This is a genomic window from Luteimicrobium sp. NPDC057192, assembly GCF_042670205.1.
GTDB lineage: Bacteria > Actinomycetota > Actinomycetes > Actinomycetales > Cellulomonadaceae > Luteimicrobium.
The window spans coordinates 67,011-86,809 of record NZ_JBHUWD010000010.1 but is presented as its reverse complement, the minus strand read 5'-3'; the positions used below and the strand labels follow the sequence as shown (position 1 = coordinate 86,809).

The 19,799-nt window shown below is 74.8% G+C and carries 16 protein-coding genes; 7 read left to right on the top strand and 9 right to left on the bottom strand.

What is annotated here, in order from left to right; genetic code table 11:
* Positions 1-107: 107 nt before the first annotated feature.
* Complete coding sequence (gene pgm / locus ACFT5B_RS07280; RefSeq protein ID WP_386797319.1) at positions 108-1,808, bottom strand: phosphoglucomutase (alpha-D-glucose-1,6-bisphosphate-dependent); 1,701 nt, start codon at positions 1,806-1,808, stop codon at positions 108-110.
* Positions 1,809-1,858: 50 nt separating this feature from the next.
* A complete protein-coding gene (locus ACFT5B_RS07275) occupies positions 1,859-3,397 on the bottom strand; it encodes an MFS transporter (RefSeq protein ID WP_386797318.1) in 1,539 nt (512 codons plus the stop codon).
* A 64-nt stretch (positions 3,398-3,461) separates the two neighbouring features.
* Here ACFT5B_RS07275 and soxR point away from each other — a divergent pair, with 64 nt between their 5' ends.
* Both soxR and ACFT5B_RS07265 read left to right on the top strand, forming a co-directional pair.
* On the top strand, positions 3,462-3,989 hold the full coding sequence (gene soxR, locus ACFT5B_RS07270; RefSeq protein WP_386797317.1) for a redox-sensitive transcriptional activator SoxR: 528 nt from the start codon (positions 3,462-3,464) through the stop codon (positions 3,987-3,989).
* Positions 3,990-4,045: 56 nt separating this feature from the next.
* On the top strand, positions 4,046-5,119 hold the full coding sequence (locus tag ACFT5B_RS07265) for a M15 family metallopeptidase (RefSeq protein ID WP_386797316.1): 1,074 nt from the start codon (positions 4,046-4,048) through the stop codon (positions 5,117-5,119).
* Between the two features lie 28 nt (positions 5,120-5,147).
* On the opposite strand, the gene ACFT5B_RS07260 is transcribed toward ACFT5B_RS07265, so the two are convergent.
* Positions 5,148-6,056: a hypothetical protein gene (locus ACFT5B_RS07260; RefSeq protein WP_386797315.1), complete on the bottom strand. Its 909-nt coding sequence runs from the start codon at positions 6,054-6,056 to the stop codon at positions 5,148-5,150.
* A 143-nt stretch (positions 6,057-6,199) separates the two neighbouring features.
* Between ACFT5B_RS07260 and ACFT5B_RS07255 the strand changes: the two genes are divergently transcribed.
* Together ACFT5B_RS07255 and ACFT5B_RS07250 are read left to right on the top strand one after the other, a co-directional pair.
* Positions 6,200-6,979: an LLM class F420-dependent oxidoreductase gene (locus ACFT5B_RS07255; protein ID WP_386797314.1), complete on the top strand. Its 780-nt coding sequence runs from the start codon at positions 6,200-6,202 to the stop codon at positions 6,977-6,979.
* 74 nt (positions 6,980-7,053) lie between these two features.
* Positions 7,054-7,995 carry a DUF389 domain-containing protein gene (locus tag ACFT5B_RS07250; protein ID WP_386797331.1) on the top strand — a complete coding sequence of 314 codons (942 nt, stop codon included), beginning with the start codon at positions 7,054-7,056 and terminating at the stop codon, positions 7,993-7,995.
* On the opposite strand, the gene ACFT5B_RS07245 is transcribed toward ACFT5B_RS07250, so the two are convergent.
* Positions 7,976-9,061, bottom strand: a complete 1,086-nt coding sequence (locus ACFT5B_RS07245; protein WP_386797313.1) for a DUF4037 domain-containing protein — start codon at positions 9,059-9,061, stop codon at positions 7,976-7,978. The two genes, ACFT5B_RS07250 and ACFT5B_RS07245, sit on opposite strands and share 20 nt — an antisense overlap.
* A 136-nt stretch (positions 9,062-9,197) precedes the next feature.
* Here ACFT5B_RS07245 and ACFT5B_RS07240 point away from each other — a divergent pair, with 136 nt between their 5' ends.
* Positions 9,198-11,312, top strand: a complete 2,115-nt coding sequence (locus ACFT5B_RS07240) for an elongation factor G (protein WP_386797312.1) — start codon at positions 9,198-9,200, stop codon at positions 11,310-11,312.
* A gap of 58 nt (positions 11,313-11,370) precedes the next feature.
* Here the strand turns inward: ACFT5B_RS07240 and ACFT5B_RS07235 are convergent, their stop codons facing one another.
* On the bottom strand, positions 11,371-12,000 hold the full coding sequence (locus ACFT5B_RS07235; RefSeq protein ID WP_386797311.1) for a GNAT family N-acetyltransferase: 630 nt from the start codon (positions 11,998-12,000) through the stop codon (positions 11,371-11,373).
* A 51-nt stretch (positions 12,001-12,051) separates the two neighbouring features.
* Between ACFT5B_RS07235 and ACFT5B_RS07230 the strand changes: the two genes are divergently transcribed.
* Positions 12,052-12,873, top strand: a complete 822-nt coding sequence (locus tag ACFT5B_RS07230) for a DUF5926 family protein (RefSeq protein WP_386797310.1) — start codon at positions 12,052-12,054, stop codon at positions 12,871-12,873.
* Between the two features lie 259 nt (positions 12,874-13,132).
* Positions 13,133-13,918: a glycosyltransferase family 2 protein gene (locus tag ACFT5B_RS07225; RefSeq protein ID WP_386797330.1), complete on the top strand. Its 786-nt coding sequence runs from the start codon at positions 13,133-13,135 to the stop codon at positions 13,916-13,918.
* On the opposite strand, the gene ACFT5B_RS07220 is transcribed toward ACFT5B_RS07225, so the two are convergent.
* The 4 genes from ACFT5B_RS07220 to ACFT5B_RS07205 all read right to left on the bottom strand — a co-directional run bounded on the left by ACFT5B_RS07220 (position 13,857) and on the right by ACFT5B_RS07205 (position 19,767).
* Positions 13,857-16,259 carry a hypothetical protein gene (locus tag ACFT5B_RS07220; RefSeq protein ID WP_386797309.1) on the bottom strand — a complete coding sequence of 801 codons (2,403 nt, stop codon included), beginning with the start codon at positions 16,257-16,259 and terminating at the stop codon, positions 13,857-13,859. The genes ACFT5B_RS07225 and ACFT5B_RS07220 overlap by 62 nt on opposite strands.
* Before the next feature lie 139 nt (positions 16,260-16,398).
* Positions 16,399-16,770, bottom strand: coding sequence for a hypothetical protein (locus tag ACFT5B_RS07215; RefSeq protein ID WP_386797308.1), 372 nt, complete (start codon positions 16,768-16,770; stop codon positions 16,399-16,401).
* Positions 16,767-18,332, bottom strand: a complete 1,566-nt coding sequence (locus ACFT5B_RS07210) for a Hint domain-containing protein (RefSeq protein WP_386797307.1) — start codon at positions 18,330-18,332, stop codon at positions 16,767-16,769. Before ACFT5B_RS07210 ends, ACFT5B_RS07215 begins: the two co-directional genes overlap by 4 nt.
* 295 nt (positions 18,333-18,627) lie before the next feature.
* On the bottom strand, positions 18,628-19,767 hold the full coding sequence (locus ACFT5B_RS07205) for a diacylglycerol/lipid kinase family protein (protein WP_386797306.1): 1,140 nt from the start codon (positions 19,765-19,767) through the stop codon (positions 18,628-18,630).
* Between the last annotated feature and the right edge of the window lie 32 nt (positions 19,768-19,799).

The following is a 19,799-nucleotide window of genomic DNA, read 5'->3' as shown; positions in this document are numbered from 1 at the left end:
TCCAGGGTCGAGGAGGCGCGGGGCACGGGCGTGCTCCGTGGGGCTCCACCCTGGGGGAGGGCGCGGCGCGCGGTCTTGTGACAGCCGCGCGCCGCACCCGCCGTGGCTCAGCCGCCGAGCGCGTCGGAGACGACGTCCTTCGCCTCCGCCTGCACCTGCGCGAGGTGGTCGGCGGACACGAACGACTCGGCGTAGATCTTGTACACGTTCTCCGTGCCCGACGGCCGGGCCGCGAACCACGCGTTCTCGGTCGTGACCTTGAGCCCGCCGACCGGGGCGTCGTTGCCGGGGGCGTTGGTCAGCTTGGCCGTGATCGACTCCCCGGCGAGCGTCGTCGCGCTCACCTGCTCGGGCGAGAGCTTCGCGAGCGTCGCCTTCTCCTCGAGGCTCGCGGGCGCGTCGACGCGGGCGTACCAGGACTCGCCGTACCGCTCGACGAGGTCCGCGTGGTGCTGCGACGGGCTGCGGCCGGTCGTGGCGAGGATCTCGCTCGCGAGGAGCGCGAGGATGAGGCCGTCCTTGTCGGTCGTCCAGACGCGGCCGTCGCGGCGCAGGAACGACCCGCCCGCCGACTCCTCGCCGCCGAACGCGACGGACCCGTCGAGCAGGCCGGGCACGAACCACTTGAACCCGACGGGCACCTCGACGAGCTTGCGCCCGAGCCCCTCGACCACGCGGTCGATCAGGGCGGAGGACACGAGCGTCTTGCCCACGGCGGCCGACGACGGCCAGCCGGGGCGGCGCGCGCCGTCGTCCCCGGTCCCGTACAGGTAGGAGATCGCGACGGCGAGGTAGTGGTTGGGGTTCATCAGCCCGGCGTCGGGGGTGACGATGCCGTGGCGGTCCGAGTCCGCGTCGTTGCCGGTCGCGATGTCGTACGGCGTGGTGCCGTCGTCGGCGGGCTCCATGCGGTGCCGCAGCGACGCCATCGCGTACGGGGACGAGCAGTCCATGCGGATCTTGCCGTCCCAGTCGAGCGTCATGAAGCTCCACGCGGGGTCGACGGTCGGGTTCACGACGGTCAGGTCGAGCCCGTAGCGCTCGCCGATCGCGCCCCAGTAGTCCACCGACGCGCCGCCCAGGGGGTCGGCGCCGATGCGGACGCCCGCGCCGCGGATCGCGTCGACGTCGATCACGTTCTGCAGGTCGTCGACGTACGCCGTGAGGTAGTCGTGCTTCTGGGTGCTCGGGACGCTGACCGCCACCGACAGGGGCACGCGCTTGACCTGCCCGACGCCGGTCCGCAGGATCTCGTTCGCGCGGTCCGCGATCCAGGACGTCGCCTCGGAGCCCGCGGGGCCGCCGTGCGGCGGGTTGTACTTGAACCCTCCGTCGCGCGGCGGGTTGTGGGACGGCGTCACCACGATGCCGTCGGCGAGCCCCGGCCCGCCGGTGCGGACGCCGTCCGCGGACGTGGCGCCGTTGTAGGTGAGGATCGCGTGGGACACGGCGGGGGTCGGCGTCCAGGAGTCGCGCGCGTCGATCCGAACCTCCACACCGGCGGCCGCGAGCACCTGCAGGGCCGACTCCCAGGCGGGCAGCGACAGCGCGTGCGTGTCGCGGCCGATGTAGAGGGGGCCGTCGGTCCCCTGGCTGCGGCGGTACTCGAGGATGGCCTGGGTGATCGCGACGATGTGGTCCTCGTTGAACGCGGAGTCGAGGCTCGAGCCCCGGTGTCCGGAGGTGCCGAAGACGACCTTCTGGGCGGGGTCCTCGGGGTCCGGGTGACGGTCGTAGTAGGCGCCGACCACGGCGTCGACGTCGATGAGGTCCTGAGGCTGAGCGGGGGTTCCTGCACGCGGATCCATGGCGCCATCCTGCCAGCGCCCGGACGGCGACGCGCGGGCCGCGCCGCACGTCACACCGCGGGGAGCGCCTCGGCACGACGACGCGGGCCGAGCCGGCCGGTGAGCGCGGCCCCGAGCGCCGCGATCGCGACGGCGAGCGCGGCGACCCCCAGGAACGCGCCCGTCGGGAGCGCGGTGACGAGGCCCGCGAACACCGCGGCCCCGACCGCGAGGACGAGCGACTGCACGACGACGTCGTTGGTCTGCATGGCCGCGCTGTTGACGCCCTGCTCGCGCGGGCCGGAGGCGTCCATGACGAGGACCGCGAACGTCGGGTTCGACAGGCCCATCCCGAACCCGGCGAGCGTCCACAGCGCTGCGACCGGCCAGAGAGGGGCTCCGGGGCTCACGGCGAGCGCGGTCCCGGCGGCGCCGACGACGACGCACACGGACCCCAGCCGCACCCGCCGCGCGGGCGACGCGAGCGCCGGGGCGTGCGCGCCCAGCCACGCGGCCGCCGACCACGCGACCGCCGACGCGGTGAGCAGCAGGCCCGCCGCCGTGAGCGACATCCCCTGGTGCTCGACGAGCGACAGCGGCAGGTAGGCCTCGGCCCCGAGATAGCCGGCCGCGACGAGGCTCCGCGCGCTCATCGTGCTGGGGAGCCCGCGCCGCCCCGTCCACGTGCCTGCCGGGAGCAGCCGGGGTGCCGCGACGACGACGGCCGCGACCGCGACCACGAGCAGCACCGGACCGAGGACGCCGCCGCCCTGACCGGACCCGCTCGTCACGAGCAGCGCGACCGAGATGGGGAGCGACCACGCGAGCGCGCGCCGGCCCGTCGCGGGACGCTGGTCGCGCGGCGGGGCCAGGGGCTCGGCTGCGTCCGGACCCGGGTCGGCAGCGTCGGCGTCCGGATCCGTGGCCTCGGCCTCGCGCTGGCGCGCGAACGTGGCGTCGACCTGGCGCAGCGAGGTCCGCAGCAGCCCGAACGACGCCATCGCGAGCGGCGGCACCGACAGGAACACCCAGCGCCAGCCGGCGAGCTCGCTGACGATCCCGGCGATCCCCGGCCCGACCAGCGCCGGGAGCACCCACGCCCCGGCCATGACGCTGAACACGCGGGCGCGCAGGTGCTCGGGGAACACCCGCCCCACGAGCACCCACAGCCCGACGCCGGTCAGGCCCGTCGCGTACCCCTGGACGGCCCGCCCCAGCAGGAACACCGGCATGCTCGGGGCGAGCCCTGCGACGACCAGCCCGACGACGAACAGGGCGACCCCGAGCCGCAGCCCGCGTCCGGGCCCGCGGCGGTCCATCGAGGTGCCCGCCGCGGTCCGCGCGACGACGCTCACCGCGAGCGGGACGGAGAACGCGAGCGCGATCGCGCCGAGCGCGTGGAGGTCGCGCGCGACGGCGGGCATCGCGGTCGAGACCGCCATCGACTCGAACGCCTCGAGGAACGCGAGGACGAACACCCCGACGAGCACCCGCCCCTGCGCCCCCGCCCAGAGGCGTTCGCGTCCGCCGGCGGGGTCGCTCCCGGCCGTGCGCTGCTCGTCGTCGGTGTCCTGCCCCGTGCGCCCGTCGAGGGCCGTCGCGTCCGCCATCCCCCTATCGCACAACCTCAACCATGGTTAAGGTCAAGAGGTGCCGACCAGCGGAGGTGCCGTGATGAGCAGCGCGGAGGTCCGACGTCACGAGCTGACGCCCGGGCAGGTCGCCGAGCGGGCCGGGATCACGGTCTCCGCGCTCCACTTCTACGAGCGCGAGGGCCTCGTCACCAGCGTCCGGACCAGCGGCAACCAGCGCCGCTACCACCGCGACGTGCTGCGCCGGCTGGCGTTCGTCCGGGTGTCCCAGCGTGTCGGCATCGCACTCGCGGACATCCGTGCGGCGCTCGCGACCCTCCCCGACGGTCGGACACCCACCAAGGCCGACTGGGCCCGGCTCTCGCGGGGCTGGCGTGACCACCTCGACGCCCGGATCGACCAGCTCCAGCGCCTGCGCGACGGTCTCGACGGCTGCATCGGCTGCGGCTGCCTGTCCCTGCGCACCTGCACGCTCAACAACCCCGACGACCTGCTCGCGGACACCGGCTCGGGGCCGCGACGGTTGCTGACCGAGTCGGCGGCCGAGGCCGACGGCGTCGTCGAGCGTGCGCGGGGCGCGGTCGGGCCCGGCCGGCGCGGACGGGGCTGAGGGGCGCACACGCTCCGTCGCGCCGCGTCCCAGGTCCGCTCCGTACCATCGACCCCATGACCACGACGGGCCGGCAGCGGCCGGCACCGCCGCACGTGGCGCGCGCCCCTCGTCCGGCCGCGGTGCGCCGCGCCGAGGCCGCCGCTCGCGCTCGTGACCGTCGCCGGGCGCGGCGCCGGCGCACGTTCCTCGTGGCCGGGGTGGTCGTGCTGCTCCTCGCCGCGGCGGCCGCCGCGGTGCCCGCGCTCCTCGGCCGGGACAGCGGCGGCGCGCCCGAGGCGGCGCCGACCGCAGCCGTCGCGTCCCGCCCGACGCCCACCCCGACCCCCACCCCGACGGCCCGTGAGCGTGCCGCCGCGACGATCACCGCCGCCTGGACGGACCGCTGGCGGGGGAGCGCGGGCTTCCTCGGGAAGGCGAAGGGCCCGGCGTCGTGCGCGGGGAGCGTCGCCGACCCGACGCGCTGCACGCAGGCGTACGCCGGGGGGACGCTGGTGTGGCGCCCCGCGAAGGACGCCGCGGTCCCCGGCAGGGGCGGCACGGTCACGGTCGCGCAGACCGGCGACCCGGGCACCGACCTCGTGATCGTCAACAAGAAGCGTCCGCTCGACCCGAAGACCTTCTCCCCGAAGAAGCTCGTCGCGGTCGCAGGGCCGGCCGAGGTCATGCGGCCCGAGGCGGCGTCGGCGCTCCGTGCCATGTTCCGCGGCGCGTCGAAGGCCGGGCTGCCGCTCGCCGTCCACAGCGCCTACCGTGCGTACGAGGTCCAGGCCAGCACCTACGAGGGCTGGGTGGCCGCGCACGGCAAGAAGCAGGCCGACAACGAGTCGGCGCGCCCCGGCTACTCGGAGCACCAGACGGGACTGGGCGTCGACGTCGTCGCCTCGACGGGGAGCTGCACCGCGATGGGCTGCTTCGGCTCGACCGACCAGGCCGCGTGGGTCGCGAAGAACGGCTGGCGGTACGGGTTCGTCGTCCGGTACCCGAAGGGCCAGGAGAAGACGACCGGCTACATGTACGAGCCGTGGCACGTGCGGTACGTCGGGAAGAAGGTCGCCGCCGACGTCCGCGCGACCGGCGCGAAGACCCTCGAGGACTTCTTCGGTCTCCCCGCGGCCCGCACCTACTGACGGTCGCGCCCCGCCGCGTTCGACGACGTCACGCGCCTCCCGGCACCGGGTTGACCGTGTCCCCGGTCCAGGTGAGGTCGTCGTCCTCCGTCACCTCGAACGCCTCCAGGGTCTCGTCGGCGCAGATCGCGTCGACCAGGGCCCTCGCCCCGCCCACCAGGGTCGAGTCGAAGTCGATCTCGCTCGCGACGCACCATGCGCGGTCGGCCGGCCACAGGAGGTTGGGGCTCACGCCGTGCAGGCTGCCGTGCCACCCGAGCCCCGACGTGCGCGTCCACGACCCGTCGACGAGCTCGTCCGTCGTCGCGTCGAGCAGCACGTAGTCGCGGCCCGGGAGCGCGAGGAGGGGGCCGCTGTCGGCGGCCGACGTCACGTCCGGAGCCACCGAGGCGAACAGCTCCGCCTCCGCGTTGGCCTGGGCCCGCGCGAGGTCGGCCCGGGACACCGGGTGGGCGCCGTCGTCGTACACCGCGACGAACGCCTGCGAGGACGTGCTCGGGCGGAGCGCGCCGTACCCGTTCCAGACCCCGGCCGTGAGGAGCGCGGGCTCGGTGGTGTGCGCCGCGAGGTGACGGGCGAGCGCGCTCCACGCAGCCGGTGCGAGAGCACCGTCCAGGGGCGCTGACGCCTCCCGTCCATCGGTGAGTGCGACGTCGCGGGACGGGTCGCCCGCGATCGACGACCACTGCACGAGGGGGTGCACGACCGCCCGAGGCTGGCGCGACGACAGGGCGGCGACCTCGGACCACCGCAGGGTCTCGGGCGGGACGTCCGTGCGGATCGTCGGGACGAATGCCGTCACCGGGTGCAGGACGCGCGCGTACGCCTCGAACCCTCGCGGCACCACCCCGCCGACGACGCCGCCGTCGACGATGCCACCGCGACGCAGGCGGGGCAGGATCCAGTCACCGCGGGCGACGTCGGACGTGAGGCGCATGGCCCCGGTCTACCACCGGCGCCCCGCCGCCGAGCAAGCGGGTTTCGTGTCGAGCAAGCGGGTCGCGGCCGCTTGCTCGGCGGAGAACTCGCTTGCTCGGCGAGAGGGCGGGCGAGCCCAGGGCCGCGACGTAGGCTCGCCGCATGTCACACCCCTACCGCATCGCGGTCCAGCTCCAGCCCCAGCACGCGGACTACGCCCAGATCCGCGACGCCGTCCTGCGCGCCGAGGAGATCGGCGTCGACGTCGTCTTCAACTGGGACCACTTCTTCCCGCTCTCGGGCGACCCCGACGGCAAGCACTTCGAGTGCTGGACGATGCTCGGCGCGTGGGCCGAGCAGACGAGCCGCGTCGAGATCGGCGCGCTCGTCACCTGCAACTCGTACCGCAACCCCGAGCTCCTCGCGGACATGGCCCGCACCGTCGACCACATCTCCGGCGGGCGCCTCATCCTCGGGATCGGCGCCGGCTGGTTCGAGAAGGACTACGACCAGTTCGGCTACGAGTTCGGCACCCCCGGCACCCGCCTCGCCGACCTCGCCCAGGCGCTGCCCCGGATCGAGAAGCGCCTCGCCGCAGGCAACCCCGCACCGACGCGCCACATCCCGGTGATGATCGGCGGCGGCGGCGAGAAGAAGACCCTCCGGATGGTCGCGCAGCACGCCGACATCTGGCACAGCTTCGCCGACGCCGAGACCCTCGTCCGCAAGTCGGCGATCCTCGACGAGCACGGCGAGGCCGTCGGGCGCGACACCGCGACGCTCGTCGAGCGGTCCGTCGAGGTCAGCCGGCACTCGCCCGCCGAGGTCGCGGACGCGTTCGTCGCGGGAGGCGCGACCCTCTTCACCGTCGGCGTCAGCGGGCCGGACTACGACCTGTCGCGCGTCGAGGAGTGGGTCGCCTGGCGCGACGCGCAGGGCTGAGACCGGACCGGGCGGGCGGGCGCCGCGTGCCGGTGCACGGGCGCCCGCCCCGACGGTCGTAGGTTGACCCGGTGATGCACCTGCGGCTCGTGGTCCCCGGCGAGCTGACCGAGCGGGTCGTCGCGCAGCTGCGCGACGACGAGACCGTGACCGACGTCGTCGTGCTTCCCGGTGCGGCCGTGGACCCGCCCGGCGACCTCGTGCTCGCGGACGTGGCCCGCGAGGCGGCGTCCGAGGTCATCGACCGGTTGGTCGCGCTCGGCGTTCCCGAGCGCGGCGCCGTCGCGGTCGAGGAGGCCGACGCCGTGCTGTCCCGGGCCGCGGACCGCGCCGTCGCGGCGGCTCCGGGAGAGCCGACGGACGCCGTCGTCTGGCAGCAGCTGCGCGAGCGCGCGGGCGCGGAGAACCGGCTCTCGGTGACGTTCCTCGTGCTCATGGCTGTCGCATGCGTGATCGGCATGGTCGGCGTCGTGACGAACCAGCCGATCCTCGTCGTCGGCGCGATGGCGGTCGGGCCGGACTTCGGCCCGCTGTCGGCGCTCGCGTACGGGATCGTCCGGCGGAGCGGGGAGATGGTCGTCGGGGGGCTCCGTTCGACCGTCCTCGGCTACGCCGCGGGGATGGTGGGTGCGATCCTCGCCGCGTGGGTGCTGCGCTCGTGGGGCTTGATCGACGAGCACGACCTCGTCGCGCGCCACGCGCTCACCGACTTCGTCTACCAGCCGGGCGGCCTCGGTGCGGTCGTCGCGTTCCTCGCGGGCGTCGCCGGCGCGGTCTCCCTGTCGACGTCGCGCACGGGGGCGCTGGTCGGCGTCCTCATCTCCGTCACGACGATCCCCGCCGCGGGCGTGATCGGCGCGGCGCTCGCGTACGGCGAGACCGCGAAGGCGGGCGAGGCCGGACGCCAGCTCGTCGTGAACGTCGCGATGATCGTCGTGGGTGCCGTGGTCGCGCTCCTCGTCCAACGCGGCGGCCAGGTGCTCGACGAGCGGCGCCTCAGATCGCGCCGGGCCTGACGTCGTCCGCGCGGTCCCGCAGCACGGCCTGCGTCACGGAGAGCCGGCGCGCCGGGTCCATGAGGACGTGGACGTCGTCGACCCACTGCTCGACGCAGCCCACCCCCGCGGGCAGGGCGAGCACCGACGGGTCCGTGATCGACGCGCGGACCACCTCGGGGACCGGCGCCACGCCGCGGAACGGGCGGTCGAAGAACGGGATCGTCGCGCCGCCGTCGGGGGTGGGCGCCGGTACGGGGAGCCCCACCGCGGCCTGGACGCCCAGGAGCACGTCGAACGCGCGAGCCAGGGCGGCCTCGCGCGCGGGCCACGCGGTCGCGGCGAGCGCGTCGCGCAGGTGCGGGCCGGCCGCCGACGCCGACGGCAGCGTCGCGAACGACGTCCCGAGCCACTTCGCGTACGGGGCCCACCGGCCCTCGAGGACGTGCCCGAGGTGCATCGCGACGCGCGCCAGCCGCCCCGTGAGGACCGCCGACCCGAGCTCGTCGCCGCGGCTCCCGGTCCGACCGACGAACGGCAGCTCCTGCCCCAGGTGCGCCCAGCCGGCGGCGACGACGTAGCGGCGGACGTCGTCGGGATAGCCGGCGAGGCGCGCACGCAGGGCCGTCAGCTCGCCGGGGCCGTCGTGGAGCACCGGCCCCGCGCACACCTCCAGCACGCTCTGCCCGGTCAGCGCGAGCCACTGCCGCGGCTCCAGCCCGTCCGTCGGATCGATACCCAGGCGCGCCAGTGCGAGTGCCCGCACGCTGGCGACCTCCACGCGGTGCCGGACCTCCGGATCCCACGTCGTCGCGAACCGCACCGGGTGGCCCTGCCACGACTCCGGGAGCCGGGCGTCGAGCAGCGCGTCGACGTCCGCGACGTCGTCGGGGCTCACGAGGACCGTGAGCCGCAACCCCCAGTCGTGGTCGCGGGACGTGCCGTCGTCGAACCCGAGGACGTCCGACCCGCTCCCCAGCCGGCCCGCCGCGTGCGTGACACCCGCGGCCGCGAGGACGGGCGCGACGGCGTCGTCGTAGAACGTCTGCGCCAGGGCGGCGCCGGAGAGCGGCGGCTGCGTCGTCACCCGCGGAACCTACCAGCGCCGCCCACCCCCGTGAGTGCGTCCGCACTCAACGGGAGAGGTGGGGTGCGGGAGGGGTCGCGCGCCGCCCGCGCCCGCGCGAGACTGGGGCCATCCGGCGGCGCGGCGGGAGGCGTCCATGAGCAGCGCGAGCACCCAGACCCAGGAGACCGGCCCGGGCGGTGCGCCCCCGGGGTCCGCGACCCGGGTCGTCGCGCTCGTCGGCCACGCCGGCGCCGGCAAGACGACCCTCGCCGAGGCGATCCTCCACGTCACCGGCGCGATCCCGCGTCCCGGCCGCGTCGAGGACGGCTCGACCGTCACCGACACGGAGCCCGAGGAGATCGCGCGCGGCATGTCGCTCACGCTGGGCGTCGCGCACGCCATGTGGTCCGGCCCTGACGGTGCGCCCCGCACCCTGACCCTCCTCGACGCGCCCGGCCACCCGGACTTCGCCGGCCAGGTCGACACGGCGCTCGCGGTCGCGGACGTCGCCGTCGTCGTCGTGAGCGCGGCGGACGGCGTGCAGGCCGGGACCCGGAAGGCGTGGGCGGCGGCGCGGGAGGCGGGCGTGCCGCGCGTCGTCGTGGTGACGCAGGAGGACAAGGCACGCGCCGACTTCCAGGCGGTCCTCGACGACCTGCGGGCCTCGCTCGGAACGGACGGCGACGAGCTGGTGCCGCTCGAGCTGCCGCTGGGCGAGGAGGCCGCGTTCCACGGGATCGCGGACGTCCTCACGGAGGCGGGCTACGCGTACGACGACGACGGCCACCACCACGACGAGCCCCTCCCGGACGCGGTGGCCGCGCAGGAGCACGCGTTGCACGTCGAGGTGACCGAGGACATCGTGTCCCACGACGACGCCCAGCTCGAGGCGTACCTGGGCGGCGAGGAGCCCGCGGCGACCGAGCTCGAGCGCACCCTCGCGCACGAGGTCGCGGCAGGCGCGGCGTTCCCCGTGCTCGTCGCGTCGGGGCTGACCCGGACGGGCGTGGACCGCGTCGCCGACCTGCTGTGGGAGCTCGCACCGCCCGCGCACGAGCGGGACGGCACCGTCATGCTCGGGGAGGAGCGGGTCGCCGTGGCCGCGGACCCGGGTGGCGAGGCGCTCGCGCACGTGTTCCGGACGGTCGCGGACCCGTTCGTCGGGCAGGTGTCGCTCTTCCGGGTGCTGTCGGGGACGGTGCGGTCGGGGGACCGGCTGACCAACGCGACGACCGGCGCCGCCGAACGCCTCCACGGCCTGTTCCGCGTGCAGGGCAAGGACCACCAGCCCGTCGACGCCGTCGCCGCGGGGGAGGTGGGCGCGGTCGCCAAGCTCGTGGGGACGCCGTCGGGCACGATCCTGTGGGCGCGGCCCGCCGGGGCCGCGGGGACGGGCGCGCGCCCCGTGTCACCACCGGCGCGCCAGCCGGTCTTCGGGCTCAGCCTCGCCCCCGTGTCGCAGTCCGACGACGACCGCATGTCGACCGCGCTCGCGCGGCTCGTCGCCGAGGACCCGACGCTGCTCGCCGAACGCGTCGCGGCCCCGGGCGGCGACGCGACCGTCCTGCGCGGGCTCGGGGACACGCACCTCGCGGTCGCGCTCGAACGCCTCGAGCGGGTGTTCGGGGTGCACGTGACCACAGGGGCCGTGCCCGTCGCGTACCGCGAGACGATCGCCCGGCGCGCGCAGGCCGAGGGCAAGGTGAAGAAGCAGTCCGGCGGGCACGGGCAGTTCGCGGTGGTCGACCTCCGCGCCGAGCCGCTGCCCCGCGGGACCGGTTTCGAGCTCGTCGACAAGGTCGTGGGCGGGGCGATCCCGCGCGGCTACCTGGCTGCCGTCGAGAAGGGCCTGCACGACGCCCTCGCCGCGGGCGGCCCCCACGGGTATCCCGTCGTGGACGTGCGCGTCGAGGTCTACGACGGCAAGGCCCACCCCGTCGACTCCTCGGAGATGGCGTTCCGGACGGCCGCCGCCGCGGGCCTGCGCGAGGCGCTCGCGGACGCCGGGACCGTCGTGCTCGAGCCCGTGAGCCGGGTCGTCGTGACCGTGCCGTCGGACGTGCAGGGCTCGGTGCTGACCGACCTGTCCGGGCGGCGCGGGCACGTCGTCGCGACCGAGGGGCCCGACGACGCCGGCCGGGTGAGCGTCGTCGCGAGCGTCCCCGAGGCCGAGCTCGCCCGCTACGTGCTGGACCTGCGCTCCCTGACCGCGGGGCAGGCGGAGCTGACCATGGAGCCCGAGCGCTACGACGTCGCCCCCCACCGCTGAGCTCGTCGCGAGGTATGCGGGCGGCCCTCCTACTTCGCGAGGTATGCGGGCGGCCGTACTACTTCGCGGGAGGTGCGGGGCGGCGGACGACGGCGCGGCCCGGCAGCGGCCGCGCCACCACCGCGAAGCCGTGCGCCTCGTAGAGCGAGAGACTCCCGCGGTACAGGCCCGACGACGACGTCTTCGGCTTCTCCGTGAGGTCCACCGGGTAGGCCTCGACGGCCGTCGCGCCGTGGCCGAACGCGTGCTCGAGGGCGGCGTCGAGGAGCCGGCCCGCGACGCCCTGGCGCCGGTGCCCGGGTCGCACGACGAAGCACGTCACCGCCCAGGTCGTGTCGTCCCCGCGCTGGTCCTCGGGGAGCTTCTTGAGGGCGGACGGGCTCGTGAACAGGCGTGGCAGCTCGGTCCGCGGCGCGACGGCGCACCACCCGACCGGCTCGTCCCCCGCGAGCGCCACCACGCCCGGGCTGGGCGCCGTGCCCGCGTGGGCGTCGTCGAGCAGGGCGGCGGTGAGGTCCCGGCGCTCCGACCGCTCGAGGTCGTCGAAGGCCCTGCCTCGCCGCCGGTCCCACTGGCACCAGCAGTAGTTCGCGTCGCCGCGCGCGAACACCACGTCGAGGTGCTCGATCCGCACGTCCGCGGTCGTGGTCAGGCCGTCGACCGGTGGCGTCGCCGCTGTCGTCCCCATGCCGATCCACGGTAGCGGGGCCCGTCGCGCGCGCCAGTAGACTCGGGCCCCATGGCGTCCTCTACTGCGACCGACTTCGTGCTGCGCCCCTTCGAGGGACTCCCCGGCGAGCCGGACTGGGTCGCGATGCGCGAGGTCGTCCCCGCCGCGACAGCGACCGCCCGCACGACGGCGGAGCACGGCTCGAGGGACGTCGTCGTGACGACCGTCCTCCCGGGCGGCTGGCAGGCTCTGCACCGCGAGGACGGCACCGTCCTGCTGGCGCTCCAGGGCGTGGGCGCGTCGAACGACACGAGCCGCTACCTCGCCGCCGCGCTGCTCGAGGCGCTCGCGAGCGAGCCCGGCACGTCGGTGCTCATCGACCCGCCGGCCGACGGCCCGCGCCTCCAGGACGTCCTCGACCTCACGGTGCCGTTCGAGGTCACCGTGCAGGACGGCTTCGAGTACTGGCTCGACGGAGGCGCCGAGCGGACCGACGAGGTCGAGGCGTCGCTCGAGCAGGCCGCGGAGTCCATCATCCCGACGGTCAAGCTCGCGTCGGTGCCGTCGGCCTACTGGTGCCGCATGAACCGCGAGTTCCTGCGCTGGGCGCGGCCCGAGGACGAGGACACGGTCATCGACGCGCTGGCCCGGCTGCAGGCGCGTCGTGCCAGCGGTTTCGCGGGCGGCAAGTTCGTCGGGGCGTTCCGTTCGTCCGGCCTGGTCGTCCCGGTGTGGGAGCTGCCGCGCGGCACGGAGGCGGCGGACCTCGAGGAGCCGGCGGCGGCGTTCAAGGCCACGCTCGACGAGGCGATCGCCGCCGACGCGCCGCTCGACGCCAACGAGCGCCGCGCCCGCGCGGGCATCGTGGCGCGCCAGGTCACCCTCCGGTGAGACACGCCCTCTTGCCTGTGCGCAGGGGAATCTGCGTCCAACTCTTGACTCGACTAGGCTGATGAACGTGACGAGGAAGCAGCGCGACAGGTCAGACATCGGCGCCGCTCCGACGTCCGACGCGGCAGGGGAGGTCGGCGTCGAGGCGGGTGCCTCGAAGGCTCCTGCCGCGGCCGGCGAGGCCGCGGCCGACGACACCGGGGATAGCGGGCCCGCCGGGGCGGCGGGCACGCCCGGCGCGTCGTCGGGAACCCTTCCCGTGGCCAAGACGCCACGCCCCCAGGCGCCGGAGGGTGCGCAGCCCGGACGGTTCCGGCAGCGCGTCGCCGTCGTGATCCCGGCCAAGGACGAGGCCCGGCGCATCGCCGCGACGGTCCGCTCGGCGCGGGCGATCCCCAACGTGGACCTCGTCCTCGTGGTCGACGACGGCTCCGAGGACAACACCCAGCACGTCGCCCGCGAGGCGGGCGCCGTCGTCGTGCGGCACTCGCACAACCGCGGCAAGGCCTCGGCGATGGAGACGGGCGCCGCGGTCGTCGCGATGCGCGACGTCCCCGGGCGCCCCGAGCGCGTGCTCCTGTTCATCGACGCGGACCTCGCGGACACCGCGGTCAACACCGCGCCGCTCGTCCCGCCCGTGCTCGAGGGTGTGGCCGACATGGCGATCGCGATCATCCCGCCGCAGGTCGGCGCGGGCGGTCACGGCTTCGTGGTGGGCGCCGCCCGCCGCGCCATCGCGGGCATGACGGGCTGGACCCCCACGCAGCCGCTGTCGGGGATGCGCTGCATGACCCGGCAGGCGTTCGAGGCCGCGACGCCGCTGGCTCGCGGGTGGGGCGTCGAGGTCGGGCTCACGATCGACCTGCTGCGGCAGGGCTACGTGGCCGTCGAGATCCCGTGCGAGCTGCGCCACCGCCCGTCGGGCAAGGACTTCAAGGGCCAGCTGCACCGCGCGGCGCAGTACCGCGACGTGCAGCTCGCGATCAGCGCGCGGCGGGTGCGTCGGACCGTGGACGTGGTGCGGCCGCACCACCCCGCATCCTGACGTCCCGCAGCCAGTTCGCGTAGACCGCGAGCAGCACGGGCAGCGCGAGGACGATGCCCGTGGCGGGCACGAGGATCCCCGAGTCGTTGACGAGGAACCCGATCCCGAGCACCACCCCGGTCGCGATGATGCCGGGTCGCAGCATGGGCGCGTAGGCGTTGAGCTGGCTCAGCGGCGCGTCCGTGGTGATCCACTCGAGCGGGCCGCCGGCCGGGTGCGCGAGCGCGCCGCGCAGCGGCCGCCCCAGCACGTAGACGACGACGAGCAGGCCCGCGATCGCGACGAGCGTGAGGTTGTTGCTCAGCGTGTCGACGTTCTGGGCGAGCTTGCGCTGCACGATGTGCCAGAGCTCGCCGTGCAGCGAGTCGTCGACGAACCGTCCGAGGTGGGTGCGGTCGTCCGGGGGGCGGAGCCAGTCGGCGACCGCGAGCGCGACCACGACGAGCACCGCCGCCCCGAGCACCGCGAGCACGCGGCGCCACGTGAGCTTGATGCCGGCCGCCATGAGCGCGAGGAGCGCGAACCCGGCGACGAGCCCGGGCGGGCCGCCGAAGTCGGCGCCGATGGACGGCAGGCCGTCGAGCGCGGTCGCGACCACCCCGACGACGGCGACCACCGCAGCCGCCGCGGCCCGTCGCCCGCGCAGCACGAGGGGATTCACGAGCGCGACCGTCACCATGACGCACGCCGTCCCGAACAGCGCGTACGACGTGTTGTTCATGCCGTAGAAGCGACCCGCGACGAGCGGCTGCGTGCCCATGAGCCCCGAGAGCTGGAGCGGCGCGCCGCCGAGCACGTCGACGGCCAGGACGAGCGCCGTGATCCCCCCGACGACGCCGAACGGCCACAGCGGGGCGCGCCGCCAGGGCACGAGCATCGCGACGACCGTGATCACGAGGTCGAGCCCCACCACCACGGCGGTCAGGGTCCACGCGGGTGCGCCCGCGTGCCACCAGGGGACCGCGTTGGCGAGCGTCGTCGCGACCGGCACCGAGCCCAGCGCGATGCCCACGGCCACCAGGCCGCGCAGGACGCCGGACGGGTTTTCCCGCAGCCACCGGCCGAGCGCCCCGAGGCGCTTCGCGTCGAGCCGCAGCACCACGGTGACGAACGCGTAGAGCGCGAGGTTCGCGAGGATGAGCAGGAGGTAGAAGTTCGCGATGAGCGGACGGACCTTCGACGCGTGCACGCTCGCGTCGACGAGGGGGTCGAGGCGGTCCGTCCCCGTCGCGGCGCTGTGCGCCGTCCCGATGGGCGAGCCGACGACGGCGGTCGACGCCACCTGGTCCCGGATCCCGACGGCCTGCACGACGGTCGGCAGGACGTCCGTGTCCTGGACCATGCCGGGCTGCCGCGTCGACGTCGACGCGAGGACCGTCGTCCCGCCGCTCGCATCGCCGTGGGTGGACAGCGCGGGTCCCGCGCCGAGGGCGAGCTGGAGGTGGGGGGTGCGGCTCGAGTCGGCGAGCGACGCGACCAGGACGGACGTGTCGTTCGCGCGCGGCGACGCGGCGACCGCGGCGAGGACCGCCCCGATGCGGGCGTCGACGTCCTTGACCTGGCGCGCGTGGTCGGCCGCGACGGTCTCGGGGGTGAGCGGCTCCTCGTCGGGCTTCGCGGTCGGGTCGAGCACGGCCCCCGCGTCGACGACGACGAGCGTCGACGACCCGAGCGCCGACTCGACGGCGTCCTGGAGGCCCTGCGCGCTCGACGGCCCGTCCACGTGCGTCCCCACGACGGCGCCGTCGTGGTCGGCGAGCGCGATCGCCGCGCCCGGGCCGATCGACGTCGCGTTGAGACCCGACTTCTCCACGGCGTCGCCGAGGGCGCCGGGGACGGCGTCGAAGCCCTGGTGCGCGACGGCGTCCTGGTACTCCGCCCAGGCGGGCACGGCTTGGCCCGTAGGGTCCTCGAGCGTCCGGCACGTCGGCTGCACGTTCGGGGCGATGTCGCCCGCGCGCCGGCCCGACGACACCGCGAGCCAGCCGTCGGCAGGGCACGTGCTCGACCGCACGGACCGGACGACGTTCGCCCCCGGTGCGACGGCGACGGGAGGGGCCGACGCGTCCTTCGTCTCGCCGCCGAGCGCGCGCCAGATGTTCGGGGTGGCGGTCGGCGAGACGTCGTCGGGCTGCACGCCACCGGTGCCCACGAGCACGAACGGTGCGGTGGCGGCGGCGTCGGACGCGGCCGCGGCCGCCTGCGTGCTGGCGGTCGCGCTGCCCGCGCCGAGCGCACCGGCGAGCCCGAGCGCGACCGCGACGGCCGCGACCAGGGCGGACGTCCGCCCGAGGAGCCGGCGTCGAGGGCGGGCAGCGGGCGTCGAGAGGGCGGTCGGCACGGCCCCCAGCCTAGGGGAGCGCGGCTGCGCGGCCCGGCCGGGGGCGGGCGCCGTCGGACGCATCCGCACCGCATCCCCACAGGTCCGCCCCGTGGGGTCCGATCCGGGGAGGTCGGGCGACCACCGGGGCCGGCGTGCCTCAGCCGCCGGGCCGAGCGAGCCGGAAGAGCCGGGCCAGCTCGTCCGGGAGGGCATCGACGATGCCGTACCCGGCCTGCCCCGGGTTCGGCAGCTGGAACAGGAACGAGGTCCCGATGACGGTCTTGACGTCGTTGCCGCCCGTGCGCGCCTGCTCGTCGAGGAAGGCGAGCACCGCGCGCCAGTCGACGGCAGGCGTCCGACCGTCGGCTTCGGCGAGGTACGCCGCCACGACCTTCGGGGTGACGTCGACGCCGAAGTAGACGTGGGCGAGGAACTCGTCCGGGGCGTCGTAGTAGAAGTCGATGTTCGTGCCGAGCGCCGGGAAGCGCTCGGCCAGCTCGAGCGAGAACCGTTCGTCGGGACTGGTCATGCGCAACCTCGGATTCCGTAGTCGGTGAGCTTCGTGTACTGGCCGGCGTGCGCGTCGTCGATCGCCTTGATCAGGCCGTGCACGCCTTGCCGGTCGACGTCCGTCAGCGGGATCACCTGCGCGGTGCGTCTGGTCGGTCCGATCGGGACGCCGTCGCGCATCTTCACGAGGCGGTTCTTGTACTGCTGCGTGCTCTTGACGTGGTCGATGCCCTCGACCAGCTCACCGGTCTTCACCTGGTGGCTCGCGGCGGCGAGCGCGGTGCCGTCGCCGATGGGGTTCGCGCTGTTGACGCCGTGGGACATGGCGTCGATGAGGTTCTGGACCGGCTCGCTGTACCCGCCGGCGTTGTGGACGAGGACGAACGTGTCCCCGGCCAGGACGTAGTAGGTGTGGTTCCCGGTGACGCGGAGGTTGTAGACCGTCTCCGGCGCGAACCGGACCGCGACGTCCCGGACCGCGACCGTTCCCGTGGGGGTGACGAGGAGGTCGCCCGGCTGCAGCTCGTCGGCCGAGACCCAGCCGCGTTCCTGCACCATGAAGGGGTGCTCGGCCGTCGTCGTGACGACGTTGCCGCCGATGGTGACGTCGAACAGCGCTTCGACGTCCCGGACGAGGGACTCTTCGACGATCTGGAGCTCGTCCAGCCCGGTCTGGATGTTGCGGGTCCAGACCTTGTCCCCGGGCCGGAGGTCCTCGATCGCCTTGTCCCCGTCGGGGGTGCGGACCAGGGTGCCGGCGGTGAAGCACGCCCCGAAGCGCACCTTGCACCAGGCCTTCTTCCCGAAGCCCTTCAGCCCGCCCTTCAACCCGCCCTTGAGTCCGACCATGGTCTCGCGGGCACCGGCCTTGAACGCGGCCTTGGAGATCCCGGTCGCTGCCTTCGCCGCGGCGCCGAGCCCGATCACCGACAGGGCCGCGCCGGCGATCGCGATCCCCGCCTCACCCCACGACCGTTCCCCGGTCGCGGCCAGGGCGATGTTCGCGAGCGCACTGACGATCGCCGCCACCGCGGCCACGACGATGAGGACACCGGCGAGGGCGGTCCCGACGACGGGGATGAACGCCACCACCACCGCCAAGATCCCCGCAATGGTCGACACGAGGTCGGCGATGTCGGCGATCGCGGCGACCAGCTTGGAACCCCAGTTGTCCCACCACGAGTCGTTCAGATCATCGTGGGAGGTGATCTCGTTGATCTGATCCGCAGCACTGTCCGCCGCCCGGTCCCTCGTGTGGACCGCGGAGTTGATGTCGTCCTGCGCCCCGGCGATCACATGCTGGGCCGACGCGGCACCGTTCGCCGCGGTCTCAGCCTTGTGCTTGTACGCCGTCTTGGTCGCCGTGTCGGACTCCGACTCGGCCAGGTCCTGGTAGTAGGACTGGGTCCGGGACGCGTCAGCAGCATCAGCGTGCGCACCCCGAGCCTTGTTCAACGCGGCCAACGTGTCGGACTGCACCTGCTCCAACGTCCCCGCATAGGACACCAGCGCGTCACCCGCGGCCTGATACCGGGCGTGCGCCTTCCGGACCTCACCGATCGTGTCTTCCTTGCGGTCCATCAACGCGTCCACCGCGGCCGACACAGCCCCCGCCACATCAAGACGCGCCATCGCCGACGCCGCACCCTCGATGGACTCCGCGACGTCCTGATACTCCCTGCCACCGGACAGCACCAGCACCGGATCTCCCGGCGTCGGGTCCACGTCCAACCCCACCGGCGACCAATCGCTCGGACGCGACATCCTTACCCCCTGCTCGACGGACCCTGCCTACCGCTAGCCCGCCGAGCATAACCACAGGTCACGACCGTGCCGATGGGGAGCTCTCCCCATCGTCGGAGATGATGGCGGCCAGTCAGGCCGACCGCACGACGAGCGCCCCGGGCTCGACCCACGCCGTGACGCGGCGGGCGCGTCCGAGCAGGTCGCCGTCGACCTGGACGTGCTCACCGGCGGTGCCGTCGACCTCGACGACGACCCGGCGAGCCGGGCTGGTGTCGATCCGCCCTGCGCGCGCTGGCAGGTTGTCCGACGACACCCCGATGCCCTGCATGACGACCTCCCCGAACACCTGCGCCCAGCCGACGAGCCCCGCGCGCGCGTCGATCGCGACGACGTCGAGGCGGCCGTCGTCGATCACGGCGTCGGGGATGAGGGTGATCCCGCCCGGCAGCAGCCCGCAGTTGCCGACCATGAGGCTGCGGACCCGGGTCTCGACGGCGGGGGCGTCGTCGATCTCGATGCGCATGCGCGTGCGCCGCCCGTGCAGGTGCCGGACGCCGGCGAAGAAGTAGGCCATCCAGCCGACCCTGGACTTCAGCGCGGGGTCCGCGTCGGCCACCATCGCCGCGTCGAAGCCGAGCCCCGCGATCACGAGGAACACGTGGTCGACGTCGCGGGCGCCCTCGCTGCCGGGCTCGGGCTCCTCAGCGAACTCGTCGACGCGCAGCCGGCCGACGTCGACGTGCCGGTCGTGCCCGGAGAGCACGGTCGCGAGCGCGTCGTCGACCGAGGCCGTCGAGATGTCGAGGTTGCGGGCGAGCAGGTTGCCGGTGCCGCGCGGGAGGATCCCCATCGCCTTGCCGCTGCCCGCCATCGCCTCGGCGACCGCGCGGACCGTCCCGTCACCGCCCACCGCGACGACGACGTCCGCCCCGGCGGCGAGGGCGTCCAGCGCCTGGCCGCGGCCCGGGTCCTCGACCGTCGTCTCGAACCAGAGGGGCTCGGGCAGCGCGGCGTCGAGGCAGGCCTCGACGAGCGTGGACCGCAGCTCGGTGACGCCGGGCTTGGACGGGTTGGCGACGAACGCGACGAGCCGTTCGGCGGGCCCGTCCTGCTCGCGCGGCCCGAGCCCCGTGCCGTAGCGCCGGGCGGGGCGTCCCATGCGCCGTCCGGCACGGCGGGCCTGGAGGTAGACGACGAGCGCGACGACGAGCGCGACGAGCGCGACGACGAGCGCCGCCACGCCGATCCACGTCTCCCAGCCCACGCTCATGGGCCCCACCGTATCCGGACGGGCCCTCCGCG

What these genes read in the sequence shown, in the direction of transcription:
- pgm (WP_386797319.1), bottom strand. Translation starts at nt 1,808, where the DNA reads ATGGATCCGCGTGCAGGAACCCCCGCTCAGCCTCAGGACCTCATCGAC.
- ACFT5B_RS07275 (WP_386797318.1), bottom strand. Translation starts at nt 3,397, where the DNA reads ATGGCGGACGCGACGGCCCTCGACGGGCGCACGGGGCAGGACACCGAC.
- soxR (WP_386797317.1), top strand. Translation starts at nt 3,462, where the DNA reads ATGAGCAGCGCGGAGGTCCGACGTCACGAGCTGACGCCCGGGCAGGTC.
- ACFT5B_RS07265 (WP_386797316.1), top strand. Translation starts at nt 4,046, where the DNA reads ATGACCACGACGGGCCGGCAGCGGCCGGCACCGCCGCACGTGGCGCGC.
- ACFT5B_RS07260 (WP_386797315.1), bottom strand. Translation starts at nt 6,056, where the DNA reads ATGCGCCTCACGTCCGACGTCGCCCGCGGTGACTGGATCCTGCCCCGC.
- ACFT5B_RS07255 (WP_386797314.1), top strand. Translation starts at nt 6,200, where the DNA reads ATGTCACACCCCTACCGCATCGCGGTCCAGCTCCAGCCCCAGCACGCG.
- ACFT5B_RS07250 (WP_386797331.1), top strand. Translation starts at nt 7,054, where the DNA reads ATGCACCTGCGGCTCGTGGTCCCCGGCGAGCTGACCGAGCGGGTCGTC.
- ACFT5B_RS07240 (WP_386797312.1), top strand. Translation starts at nt 9,198, where the DNA reads ATGAGCAGCGCGAGCACCCAGACCCAGGAGACCGGCCCGGGCGGTGCG.
- ACFT5B_RS07235 (WP_386797311.1), bottom strand. Translation starts at nt 12,000, where the DNA reads ATGGGGACGACAGCGGCGACGCCACCGGTCGACGGCCTGACCACGACC.
- ACFT5B_RS07230 (WP_386797310.1), top strand. Translation starts at nt 12,052, where the DNA reads ATGGCGTCCTCTACTGCGACCGACTTCGTGCTGCGCCCCTTCGAGGGA.
- ACFT5B_RS07215 (WP_386797308.1), bottom strand. Translation starts at nt 16,770, where the DNA reads ATGACCAGTCCCGACGAACGGTTCTCGCTCGAGCTGGCCGAGCGCTTC.
- ACFT5B_RS07210 (WP_386797307.1), bottom strand. Translation starts at nt 18,332, where the DNA reads ATGGACCGCAAGGAAGACACGATCGGTGAGGTCCGGAAGGCGCACGCC.
- ACFT5B_RS07205 (WP_386797306.1), bottom strand. Translation starts at nt 19,767, where the DNA reads ATGAGCGTGGGCTGGGAGACGTGGATCGGCGTGGCGGCGCTCGTCGTC.